This window comes from Roseomonas nitratireducens (assembly GCF_017813355.1).
Lineage (GTDB): Bacteria > Pseudomonadota > Alphaproteobacteria > Acetobacterales > Acetobacteraceae > Neoroseomonas > Neoroseomonas nitratireducens.
Genome location: NZ_JAGIYZ010000030.1, coordinates 31,784 through 42,564, shown reverse-complemented (window position 1 = coordinate 42,564; position 10,781 = coordinate 31,784). Strand labels below are relative to the sequence as shown.

General features: G+C 71.5%; 11 protein-coding genes and 1 tRNA gene. 5 read left to right on the top strand and 7 right to left on the bottom strand.

What is annotated here, in order from left to right; translation table 11 throughout:
- The 3 genes from J5Y09_RS21655 to J5Y09_RS21645 form a co-directional block, all read left to right on the top strand.
- Positions 1-815, top strand: an 815-nt coding sequence (locus J5Y09_RS21655; protein ID WP_209353944.1) for a ribonuclease E/G, incomplete at its 5' end; no start/stop codon positions are given.
- Positions 799-984, top strand: a complete 186-nt coding sequence (locus J5Y09_RS21650; RefSeq protein WP_209353943.1) for a DNA gyrase inhibitor YacG — start codon at positions 799-801, stop codon at positions 982-984. The genes J5Y09_RS21655 and J5Y09_RS21650, both read left to right, overlap by 17 nt.
- Positions 985-1,055: 71 nt before the next feature.
- Positions 1,056-1,131, top strand: a tRNA-Phe gene (locus J5Y09_RS21645).
- Positions 1,132-1,329: 198 nt separating this feature from the next.
- Here J5Y09_RS21645 and J5Y09_RS21640 read toward each other — a convergent pair.
- Both J5Y09_RS21640 and J5Y09_RS21635 read right to left on the bottom strand, forming a co-directional pair.
- Positions 1,330-1,899 (bottom strand): lipid-binding SYLF domain-containing protein, encoded by a 570-nt coding sequence (locus J5Y09_RS21640; RefSeq protein ID WP_209353942.1) that lies wholly within the window; start codon positions 1,897-1,899, stop codon positions 1,330-1,332.
- Positions 1,900-2,085: 186 nt separating this feature from the next.
- A complete protein-coding gene (locus tag J5Y09_RS21635; protein ID WP_209353941.1) occupies positions 2,086-2,382 on the bottom strand; it encodes a hypothetical protein in 297 nt (98 codons plus the stop codon).
- Positions 2,383-2,415: 33 nt separating this feature from the next.
- On the opposite strand from J5Y09_RS21635, the gene J5Y09_RS21630 reads away from it, so the two are divergent.
- Entirely contained in the window at positions 2,416-3,039 is a 624-nt protein-coding gene (locus J5Y09_RS21630) for a helix-turn-helix domain-containing protein (protein ID WP_209353940.1), read from the top strand.
- Between the two features lie 149 nt (positions 3,040-3,188).
- Here the strand turns inward: J5Y09_RS21630 and J5Y09_RS21625 are convergent, their stop codons facing one another.
- On the bottom strand, positions 3,189-3,548 hold the full coding sequence (locus J5Y09_RS21625; protein ID WP_342451527.1) for a response regulator: 360 nt from the start codon (positions 3,546-3,548) through the stop codon (positions 3,189-3,191).
- Between the two features lie 456 nt (positions 3,549-4,004).
- Between J5Y09_RS21625 and J5Y09_RS21620 the strand changes: the two genes are divergently transcribed.
- Positions 4,005-7,670: a chemotaxis protein CheB gene (locus J5Y09_RS21620; protein WP_209353939.1), complete on the top strand. Its 3,666-nt coding sequence runs from the start codon at positions 4,005-4,007 to the stop codon at positions 7,668-7,670.
- 4 nt (positions 7,671-7,674) lie between these two features.
- Here J5Y09_RS21620 and J5Y09_RS21615 read toward each other — a convergent pair whose 3' ends face one another.
- The 4 genes from J5Y09_RS21615 to J5Y09_RS21600 form a co-directional block, all read right to left on the bottom strand.
- Positions 7,675-9,492, bottom strand: a complete 1,818-nt coding sequence (locus tag J5Y09_RS21615; protein WP_209353938.1) for an ABC transporter ATP-binding protein/permease — start codon at positions 9,490-9,492, stop codon at positions 7,675-7,677.
- Positions 9,493-9,584: 92 nt separating this feature from the next.
- On the bottom strand, positions 9,585-10,286 hold the full coding sequence (locus J5Y09_RS21610; protein ID WP_209353937.1) for a VIT1/CCC1 transporter family protein: 702 nt from the start codon (positions 10,284-10,286) through the stop codon (positions 9,585-9,587).
- A 54-nt stretch (positions 10,287-10,340) separates the two neighbouring features.
- Positions 10,341-10,484, bottom strand: a complete 144-nt coding sequence (locus J5Y09_RS21605; RefSeq protein ID WP_209353936.1) for a hypothetical protein — start codon at positions 10,482-10,484, stop codon at positions 10,341-10,343.
- Positions 10,485-10,587: 103 nt separating this feature from the next.
- Positions 10,588-10,752 (bottom strand): DUF3309 family protein, encoded by a 165-nt coding sequence (locus tag J5Y09_RS21600; protein WP_209353935.1) that lies wholly within the window; start codon positions 10,750-10,752, stop codon positions 10,588-10,590.
- Positions 10,753-10,781 lie beyond the last annotated feature (29 nt).

The window sequence follows — 10,781 nt, the reverse complement described above, 5'->3', positions numbered from 1 at the left end:
CCATCGCCGCCGCCCCCGGCACCGGCCCGGAGCTGGTCGCGCGCGGCCCCGCCGCCGCGCTGCGCCTTGCCGCCGCGCATCCGCGCGCCGAGGTGCAGGTGGACAGCGCCGCCCTGGCGGCCGCATGGCGCGGGGCGCTCGGCGCGCGGCTGCGGGTCGTGCCGGCGCCCGCCTTCGAGGATGCGCTGGAAATGGAATTCGACACGCTGGCCGGGCCGGAGGTGCCGCTGCCCGGCGGCGGGCGGCTGCTGATCCACCCGACGCCGGCGCTGGCGGCCATCGACATGGATGCCGGCAGTTCCGCCGGCGCGCGCGGCCCGGGCGCGGTCGCGGCGATGAACGCGGCGGCGCTGCCGGAACTCGCCCGGCAGATCCGGCTGCGCAATCTGGGCGGGGCCATCCTGGTGGATTTCGCGGGTCTTTCCCCGAAGCGCCGCGCGGCGCTGGAAGGCCCGCTGCGCGCGGCGCTGGCGCCCGACAGGCTCGCGCGGCTGGTGGGCTTCACGGGGCTGGGCATGGCCGAGATCGTGCGCGACCGCGTGCATGCGCCGCTGCATGAGGTGGTGGGCTGGCCGCCATCCCCCCTCACCCGTGGGCTCGCGGCGCTGCGCCAGGCGGTGCGGGATGCGGCGGCGCGGCCGGGGGCGCGATTCGCGCTGCGCGCGACGCCCGCCGTGATCGCGGCGCTGGAAGGCCTGCCCGGCGCGCTGGAGGAAGCCGGCGCGGCGATCGGCCGGCCGCTGCTGATGCGCCCCGACTCGCTGGCGGGCGAGGCCCTGGTGGAGGAGGTTCCGCGCGATGGCGCAGAAGGATAGGCCGCGCCGCTGCCCGATCTGCGGGCGCGCCGCGAGCTTGGAGGCGAAGCCCTTCTGTTCCCCGCGCTGCGCGCAGGTGGATCTGGGCCGCTGGCTGACCGGCGCCTACGCGATCCCGGCGACGGAGGAGGAGCCGGGCAGCGCGGAGGATGACGAGGAGGCGCGCTGAGGCGGCTGGACAGGGGGCGCGGGCTCGGCTATCTCCCGCCCCCTCTCCGGCGGCCTTCGGGCCGCGCATGGGCCCAGGTAGCTCAGTTGGTAGAGCATGCGACTGAAAATCGCAGTGTCGCTGGTTCGATTCCGGCCCTGGGCACCATCTTCCTTCAAGGCGCTGCGGCCGGACCGGGCGCTCCATACGAAGCATCGCTGAAGGTGCCGCGAGGATGCGGATCCTCGGCGGATTCATGTGGCGTCGAAGGCGCGGAAGGCCGGTGCGTATCGCGGGCGCGGCGGCGCCCTGCCGGAACGCCCCGTCGCGGCGCGTTCCGGCCCTCGCGGGGTCAGGCCCGGATGGTCACTCCGGCTGGATGCGCGTGATCTTCGAGCCGTTGATCGACAGCGACGCCATCAGCCCCTGCTGGCTGAAGCTGATCGCGTAGACAGGCGCCGTCAGCGTCGTCGAGGTGATGTTGGCCTGCATCCCCTGGTCGACGGCCACGACGGTGGGGCCGGTGCCGATCTCCCAGCCGCTCGCGGCATCGAGCGCCGCGCGGGCCGCATCCGTCATGAAGAACATGGCGAGGCCCGCGACCTGCGCGCCGATGGTGAAGCCGAAGGACGCGCCGGCGATGTTGTAGTAGCCGAGCGTCCGTTCGCCCGCGATCAGCGCGCCCTGGCCGTACTGGCCGCCGACGATGAAGCCGCCGCTGAGGATGCGCGGGAAGACCAGGACGGACTTCGCCCCGGCGAAAAGGGGGCGCGTATTCTCCTGCGCGCGCAGGGTGCGCAGCGCGTTCGCGACCTCTCCGTCGATCTCCGCGCGCGTCGCGGCCCGCGCCTGGCGCGACGAGACGGCGAGGATGGAAGGCGCGATCGCGATCGCCGCACCCAGGGGAAGCAACTGGCGTCGGGTAGCCTCGGTCATGATGGCCTCCTCACATGTGGCGCGGGGCGCCACGCGATGGGCGGGGGACAGCCCCGCCTTCCCGCCGACAACGCGCGGGGACCGCGGGAGTTTCGTCCGCGCGCGGCTTCGACATCCGGGCAGCGGGCCATGGCCGCGCGCGATCGCGGCGCGACGCGGAGGACGGCGCCCGTCCCGCGTGCCCGCTCAGCGGAAGCCCAGCGCTCCCAGGATGAACAGCACGATGACCACCGCGCCGACGATGTAGACGATGTTGTTCATGACCGCTCCCTCCGCACCGGCATCGGCGCGATGGCCTCGATGGCGACCGGACGGGTCGCGACCCGCCGCGGAGCCGGCGCCGAAATCCTCCGGCCGCGTGACTCCGCCACCATCAACGCGCGGGCGCCGGCTTGGTTGCGCACCGCGCCGGTCGCCGCCGGAAAAGAAGTTTCCGCGGGCGGGAAACCGCCCTGCCATCGGCGCGTTGAACGCCGGATGCAACGACGCATCGGGCGGGGCAAAGGATTGAAGGCCATGGCCAAGCCGACCGACGTGCCTGGCGCCGCCTCCGCTGATCCGGCCCGCGAATGCGCTGACCGCGTGGGCCTGCGCAGCGCGCTGCCCTTCCGCCTGGAAAGCCTCGGCACCGTGCTGCCGGGTCCCTCCGTCGCGCAGGGAGAACAGGCGCGGCGAGTTGACCCGGCGAAGGCGTCGCGCGCCGCCGACGCCACGGCCGATGCCGGGCACAGGCATACCCTGAACGCCGTCGATACCCATGTCGGCGCGCGCATCCGCCTCCGGCGCCATCTTCTGGGGCTCAGCCAGACCATGCTGGCCAAGGAACTCGGGGTCACGTTCCAGCAACTGCAGAAATACGAGCGAGGCCTCAACCGGATCTCCGCGAGCCGGCTGCACGATCTCGGCCGCGCGCTCGACACGTCGATCTCGTACTTCTTCCACGACATGCCGTCGGGGATCGGCGAGACGTCGGCGGTGCCGCTCGAAACCGGCGATGCCGGAGAGCTGGACAATCCGGAACTCGACAGGCTGCACCGGCGCGAGACGCTGAACCTGGTGCGCGCCTACTACACGCTCGAGGACCCCGAGGTGCGCCGCCACATCCTGGACCTGGTGGGAAGCCTTGGATCGCCGACCTAGGACCATGGCCGGGCCGCACATGCGGGCGCAGCGCGCGAGGCCAGGCTTGCCCGAAGGGCCGCGAAGGTGGCGCGGCTGACAGCCCCTGCCCTGCTGCGCGACGCGGCGCATCGGCGCCTGCGCGGCACGCCCCCGTGCCGGAAACGGCGTCAGGCGGCGGTGGGTGTCCCGGCGGCGTCCGCGATGGCGAGCGCCAGTTCCGCCTCGTCGAACGGCTTCGCGAGCACGACGCGTCCGCGCGTGCCGGCCTGGATTGGCGCGCCGCTCATGAAGATGTGCGGCACATGGCGGGTCCGCAGCACTTCCTCGACCGCCGCGATTCCGCTGCCTTGGCCCAGCGCCACGTCCACGATCATCAGGTCGGGGCGGTACCGCGCGGCGGCCGCCACGGCGTCGTCCTGGGTCGTCTCCACGGCGCAGATCTCGTGGCCCATGGACGTCAGCGTCCGCGCCAGCAGCATGCCGATCACGGCATTGTCGTCGACCACCAGGATGCGGAGCGGCTTCACCGTCCGTCGGCCTTCGGGGCCGTCGCGTCGTTGCGCGCTTGCGCCTGTCGGATGTTCAAGCAGCCTCCGTTGCGCCCCCGACGGGGCGAATGCGACGCTTGCGATGCGGGGCCTGCGCCCCGGACGCGGTGGCCCGTGCCGATGGGTCGGTACGGAAGCGGCCCCGACCAGCGCCAGCAGTATATGGCGGCGCGCATGTAGTCCCTATAGCCTTCCGATCCCGGCGGGGGGATGCGGAACGATCGCGCGCTTGCGCGTTTGCTTCCCCCGCCACCACCATGCGCGCCCTTGTTCGTCCGTGCGATCGAGGTCCAAGGCGGTGCGCGCGGCAGGCCGCGATGCGCGGAGAGTTGCGAGGATGACCTGAAGAAGCGCCCCAGCACCGCGGCCGGCACGCAGACCTACCCGAAGCCGCGCGCACGCGGCCGCGCCGCCGCGCCCGAGCCCGCGCCGGGCATGGGCGACGACATCCTTGTCGTGGGCATCGGCGCTTCGGCCGGCGGCCTCGATGCCTGCCGCCGGATGATCGAGGCGATCGCGGACGGCAGCGGCATGGCGCTGATCCTCGTCCAGCATCTCGATCCCGACCACGAGAGCATGCTGGTGGACCTGCTCGCGACGCATACCGGGCTGACCGTGTGCCAGGTCGTGGACGGCATGCCGATCGAACGCGGCCATCTCTATGTGATCCCGCCGGGCACCTATCTCTCGGTCGGCAAGGGCGCGCTGCACCTGACCGAACCCGCGGCGCGCCACGGCGCGCGGCTGCCCTTCGACTTCCTGCTCCACTCGCTTGCCGAGGAGATGGGACCGCGGGCCGCCTGCGTCGTCCTCTCGGGGACGGGCTCGGATGGCAGCCTGGGGCTGCAGGCCCTGAAGCAGAAGGGCGGCCTGGTCATCGCGCAGGACCCGGACGAAGCCGCCTATGACGGCATGCCGCGCAGCGCGATCGCGACCGGCGCGGTCGATCTCGTGCTGCCCGCCGCCGGCATCCCGGCCGGACTCGCGGACCATGTCCGGCGGAAGGGCCTTTCCTCCGGCGCCGCGGTCGAAGCCCCGCCCGTCGGCGACATGCTTCCGGCCATCGTCGATCTCCTGCATGCGACCACGAGCCAGGACTTCAGGCTCTACAAGCCCGGCACGCTGCGCCGGCGGATCGAACGGCGCATGTCGGCCGTGGCCATCGCGGCGGCGGACATGCACCTGTATCTCGAGAAGCTGCGGCACGACCCCGTCGAGGTCGAGACGCTCGCCAAGGATCTCCTGATCCATGTGACGAGCTTCTTCCGCGACGCGGAGGTCTTCGACCTTCTCGCCGAGACCGTCATCCCGGAACTGGTCGAAGCGGCCGAGCCGGGCCGCCCGCTGCGCGTCTGGGTGCCCGGCTGCAGCACGGGCGAGGAAGCCTATTCCCTCGCCATCCTGTTCCAGGAGCGGATCGCGGCGACGGGGCGCGACGTGAAGCTGCAGATCTTCGGATCGGACGTCGATCCGGACGCCGTCGCCGCGGCGCGGGACGGGCTCTATCCGCCGGCGATCAGGGCGGATGTGACGCCCGAACGCCTTGCGCGATTCTTCACGCAGGAGACCCAGGGCTACCGCGTCTCCTCCGACCTGCGCGCCAGCGTCGTCTTCACCGTGCAGGACGTGCTGAACGACGCGCCCTTCTCGCGGCTCGACATGGTGTCGTGCCGCAACCTCCTCATCTACCTGAGCCCGGAGGCGCAAGCGAAGGTCATCGCGCTGTTCCACTTCGCGCTGCGCCCGGGCGGCATCCTGCTGCTGGGCGGGGCGGAGACGATCGGCAGCGCGCCCGGCCGCTTCGAGGTGATCTCGAAGCCGGGCCGCATCTACCGCCATATCGGCCGCAGCCGGCCCGGCGAACTCGGCCTGATCTTCGGCGCCGGCACCATCGAGCGTGCGGGCCGGCCGCCGGCCAGGGCCACCAGCGCCGCCCGCGCGAACGCCTATGGCGAATTGTGCCGGCGGCTCGTGATGGAACGCTTCGCGCCCGCCGCCGTGCTGGTCGACCAGAAGCAGGAATGCCTCTACTCGCTGGGCCCGACGGACCGGTTCCTCCGCGTGCCGCCGGGGGCGCCGACGCAGGACCTGCTCGCCATGGCGCCGCGCAGCGTGCGCAACAAGCTGCGCGCGGCGATCCAGCGGGCGATCCAGGAGAACGGGCGGGTATCCCAGCCCGGCGGGCTGATCCGGCAGGATGGCCGGACCCTGTCCTTCTCCATCGACGTGCAGCCGATCCTCAGCGAGGGCGAGAGGCTGCTTCTCGTCTGCTTCGTGGAGGACAGGGCGCCGGACGCGCCGGCGATCCGCACCACCGTGCCGCGCGACGTCCCGCGCATCGCCGAGCTGGAGCAGGAGCTGGAGGCGACGCGCACCGAGTTGCAGGGCGCGATCCACAACCTCGAGATCGCCAACGAGGAGCAGAAGGCGATCAGCGAGGAAGCGCTGTCCGCGAGCGAGGAATACCAGTCGACGAACGAGGAGCTGCTGACCTCCAAGGAGGAACTGCAATCGCTCAACGAGGAGCTGACGGCGCTCAACACCCAGCTGCAGGAAACGCTCGAGCGCCAGCGCACGACCGCAAACGACCTGCAGAACGTGCTCTACAGCACCGACGTCGCCACGCTCTTCCTCGATACGGAACTGAGGATCCGCTTCTTCACGCCGGCGACGAAGGATCTCGTCAGCGTCATCCCGGGCGATATCGGCCGCCCGCTGTCGGACCTCAACCTGCTCGCCTCGGACAGCGAGTTGCTGGCCGATGCGCGCACGGTCCTGCGCACGCGCAAGCCCATCGAGCGGGAGATCATGACGCGCGGGACCACCTGGTATTCCCGCCGCATCCTGCCCTACCGCACCCAGGACGACGGGGTGGAAGGCGTCGTCATCACCTTCGTCGACATCACCGAGCGCCGCCTGGCCGGGCGGAGGCTCGAGGAAGCGAAGCGCCAGGCGGAATACGCCAACGGCGTGAAGTCCCGCTTCCTGGCGGCGGCGAGCCACGACCTGCGGCAGCCGCTGCAGACGCTGACGCTGCTGCAGGGGCTGCTGGCTAAATCCGCGAAGGGCGAGAAGACGCACGATCTCGTCAAGCGGCTCGGCGAGACGCTCGGCGCCATGTCGGGCATGCTCAACACGCTGCTCGACATCAACCAGATCGAGGCCGGCACCATCCGGCCCGAGATCGTCCGCTTTCCGGTCGACGACCTGCTGGAACGCCTGCGGGGCGAGTTCACCTATCATGCCGAGGCGCAGCGGCTCGGCTTCCACGTCGTGCCCTGCGGGCTCGCGATCGAGAGCGACCCCCGGTTGCTCGAGCAGATCCTGCGGAACCTGCTGTCGAACGCGCTGAAATACACCCGCCGCGGCAAGGTGCTGCTCGGCTGCCGCCGGCACGGCGGGCAGTTGCGCATCGAGGTGTGGGACACCGGCATCGGCATTCCCGACAGCGAGCGGCAGGCGGTGTTCGAGGAATACCACCAGCTCGACAATCCGGCGCGCGAGCGCGGCCGCGGCCTCGGGCTGGGCCTGTCGATCGCGCGCCGCATGGCGGAGCTGCTGGGCCATCGCATCTCGGTCCGTTCCTGGCCCGGCAAGGGGTCGGTCTTCGCGGTCGAGATGGCGCTGCCATCCGGCGCGGCCGCAGCAGCGCCCGGCCGCGTGGCCGAGGCGACGCCGGAGGCGCCCGCCGCGCCCGCCGGCCGCCATGGCGCCATCCTGGTCATCGAGGACGATCCCGACCTGCGCGACGCGCTCAGGATCTTCGTCGAGGACGAGGGCCATCGCGCCGTCTCGGCGGCGGATGGCGTCGCCGCGCTCGAGATGGTGGCGCAGGGGGTGATCCGCCCCGACCTGATTCTCGCCGACTACAACCTGCCGCGCGGCATGACCGGCGTGGAGGTCGCGAGGACGCTGCGGAAGCGGCTGCGCCACGAGATCCCGGCCATCATCCTCACCGGCGACATCTCGACCGCCACGCTGCGCGACATCGCGCTGCCGCGGTCATTGCAACTGCACAAGCCGGTGCGGCTCCAGGACCTCGCGCGCAGCATCCTCGATCTCCTGGCCGCGCAGGATGAAGGCCCCGCGCGGGGCCGATGAGCGGTCAGCGCCCATAGCCTTCGCGCAGCAGGTCGACGACGGGCAGAGGCTGGGCGCGCGGCGCCATCGCGGCCTGGCGCCTTGCATGGACCTCATGCAGCAGCACTTCGCCATCGGCGGCGCGCGTCAGCGTCAGCCGCCGACTGAAGTTCCCCGCCGATCCCGGATGGCGCCCGATCAGGACGATGCCGGAGCCCGGCAGCCGTTCCACCAGCAGCCCGAGCATGAGATCGGCCACGGCCGGTTCGAGCGCATCCGTCGCGTCGCCCAGCACGATCCAGTCGGGACGCAGCAGGAGAAGCCGCGCGAAGGACAGGCACTGCAACTCCGCCGCGCTCAGGCTGCGGCCCCAATCGGCGGGCTCGTCCAGCCGATCCACGAGGTAACCCAGGCCGACGCTGTCGAGCGCGGCCCGCAGGTCCGCATGCGAATGCGGCGCCGACTGTTCGGAAAAGGCGATGGCGCGGCGCAGCGAGCCTTCCGGCAGGAAGGGCCGCTGGCCGACCGCGACCATGTCCGCATCGGCGGGCAGGTCCACGCGCCCTCGCCCCCAGGGCCAGATCCCGGCAAGGACGCGGAACAGCGCGGACGCGGCCTCGGGATCGCCATCGACCAGCACGTGCTCGCCGGGCGAGACCTCGAGCGTCAGGCCCGACAGCATCGCGGTGCCGTCCGGCGCGGCGACCCAGAGGTCCCGCACGCCGAGCTGCGACGTCGAGGCGCGGTCGAGGTTGATCGCCGTCTCCCCCGTGCGGGCGGCCTCGAGGGCGACGACGCGGATCGCCTCGTCCAGCAGCAGGACCCGTTCCACCGAGGCGCGCCATTCGGCGATGCGCGCGAGGTTGTCGACGGGCCAGGACAGCGCCGCCGTGACCTGCTGGAAGGCGAGCCCCGACTGCATCAGCCGGCCGAGCGACAGCGCGCCTTCGAGGAAGCGCGGCGTGCCGACCAGGATGGGCAGCACGGCGGCCAGCGCGACATAGCCGGAGGAGAAGGCGAGAAGCCGCGCGAGCCCCATGGACTGGTCGCGCCAGGACTGGGCGATCGCCTCGAAGGTGGTCGCGAGGCGCCGGCGCTCCATCCCCTCCCCGCGCGCGATGGCGATGGGTTCGGCGTTCTCGTGCGCGCGCACCAGCCCGAAGCGGAAATTCGCTTCCCGTGTCTGGCGCGTGTCGGTGGCGCGGACCAGCGGGCGGCCGAGGAAGAAGGCGATGACCGCGCCCATGCCGGCATAGCCGAAGGCCAGCGCGACGAGATGCCCGGGCAGGCCGACATCCATCACGCGGATCCAGCCCGACAGGGACCACAGGATGCCGACGAAGGTGATCAGCAGCAGCACGCAGTAGAACAGGCTGGTGGCGAGCTCGATCGAGGCTTCCGTCGCGATGCGGATGTCCTCGGCGATGCGCCCGTCGGGGTTCGCGTGGTCGCCGGGGATGAGGTTGGCCTGGTAGTGCCGCGCATCCTCCATCCAGTCGCCGATGACCCGGGCCGTGAGCCATCGTCGCCAGTCGAGCTGCAGGTGGCGATGGATGACCATGTGCGCGGTGTTGGCCGACATGACGCCGAGGATGATCAGCGCGAAGATGCCGATCTGCGCCATGGCGCTGTCGGTCGAGCGCCGTTCCAGCGCGTCGAACAGGTCCGCGGTCCAGACGTTGAGGCGGATCGCGAGCGCCACCTGGCCGATGCCGATGATGGCGAGCGAGAGCGTCATCAGCCGCGGCCGCCACTGCGCCCTGCCCGACCAGTAGGGGCCGGACAGGGCGACGAAGTTGCGAAAGAAGCGCTGCGGGTGGCTCGGTCCTGCCGTGCGGCTCATCGTCGTCCCTCTTCGCGCATCAGGCTCGCCGCCAGAGACGCCGCTTCATGGCCGGCCGCGGGAACACGTGTCGGCTCGCTACAGGCAGCGCGTCACAAGATCGTGCCGAACATCATCCCGATGCCCGCGGTGACGGCCATTGCAAGCGCCCCCCAGAAGGTAACACGCACGGTCGCGCGCAACACCTGCGCACCGCCGGCCCGGGCGGCGATGGCGCCGAGCACCGCGAGGAAGACGAGCGATGCGGCGGAGACGACGAACGCCAGCGAACCGGGCGGCGAGACGATGACCATGAGCAAGGGCATTGCCGCGCCGACCGCGAAGGTCGCCGCCGACGTCACGGCGGCCTGGATCGGCCGTGCCGTCGTCATCTCCGATATGCCGAGTTCGTCGCGCGCATGGGCGCCGAGCGCATCATGCGTCATCAATTGCCGGGCGACCTCCCGCGCCAGGGACGGATCGACGCCGCGCCTCGCGTAGATCGCGGCAAGTTCGTCGAGCTCCGCATCCGCGCTGGCCCCGAGTTCCCGACGCTCGCGCGCGAGATCGGCCTGCTCGGTATCGGATTGGGAACTGACCGAAACGTACTCGCCCGCGGCCATGGACATGGCGCCGGCGACCAGGCCCGCGATACCGGCGATCAACACGTCGCTGCGTGCCGCCGCCGCCGCCGCGACGCCGACGATCAGGCTCGCCGTGGAGACGATGCCGTCATTGGCGCCGAGAACGGCGGCCCGCAGCCAACCGATACGGTCCACGAGATGGCGTTCGGGATGCACGCGAAGTCGGCTCATGCGATGGACCTTCCGCGACCCCCGGCACGGGCCGGGTCGCGCTCCTGGACGCCGCTATCTCTCCTGGATCGAGACACCGCGTCCGCCGATGGTGATGTCGACGCCCGAGCGGTGCCGCTCCTGGTAGAACCAGTAGCCGAGCGCCCCGGCGCCGATGCCGAGCACGCCGACCACGATGATGATCAGGTTGCGATTCATGGTCGTTGTCGCCTTCAGCTGGGGGGCACGGGCGCGATGCGCGTCCGGGCGGCCCGATGGTCCTTCGGTCGGTGCGCCATGCGCGGCGGCCGCGCGCCTGCGGTCAGAGCCGCCCCATCAGCACGAGAATCAGGACGACGATCAGCACCGTCCCCAGCACACCGACGCCGCCATGGCCGAAGCCGTAGCCATAGCCGCCGACGACGCCGGTGAAACCGCCGAGCAGCGCGATGACGAGGATGATGAGCAGGATCATTCCGAGCGACATGAGGTCTTCTCCTTGATGCACGTTCGTGC

Excerpts from the sequence above, each read along its gene's own strand:
- J5Y09_RS21650 (WP_209353943.1), top strand. The coding sequence starts at position 799 with ATGGCGCAGAAGGATAGGCCGCGCCGCTGCCCGATCTGCGGGCGCGCC.
- J5Y09_RS21640 (WP_209353942.1), bottom strand. The coding sequence starts at position 1,899 with ATGACCGAGGCTACCCGACGCCAGTTGCTTCCCCTGGGTGCGGCGATC.
- J5Y09_RS21630 (WP_209353940.1), top strand. The coding sequence starts at position 2,416 with ATGGCCAAGCCGACCGACGTGCCTGGCGCCGCCTCCGCTGATCCGGCC.
- J5Y09_RS21620 (WP_209353939.1), top strand. The coding sequence starts at position 4,005 with ATGGGCGACGACATCCTTGTCGTGGGCATCGGCGCTTCGGCCGGCGGC.
- J5Y09_RS21615 (WP_209353938.1), bottom strand. The coding sequence starts at position 9,492 with ATGAGCCGCACGGCAGGACCGAGCCACCCGCAGCGCTTCTTTCGCAAC.
- J5Y09_RS21610 (WP_209353937.1), bottom strand. The coding sequence starts at position 10,286 with ATGAGCCGACTTCGCGTGCATCCCGAACGCCATCTCGTGGACCGTATC.
- J5Y09_RS21605 (WP_209353936.1), bottom strand. The coding sequence starts at position 10,484 with ATGAATCGCAACCTGATCATCATCGTGGTCGGCGTGCTCGGCATCGGC.
- J5Y09_RS21600 (WP_209353935.1), bottom strand. The coding sequence starts at position 10,752 with ATGTCGCTCGGAATGATCCTGCTCATCATCCTCGTCATCGCGCTGCTC.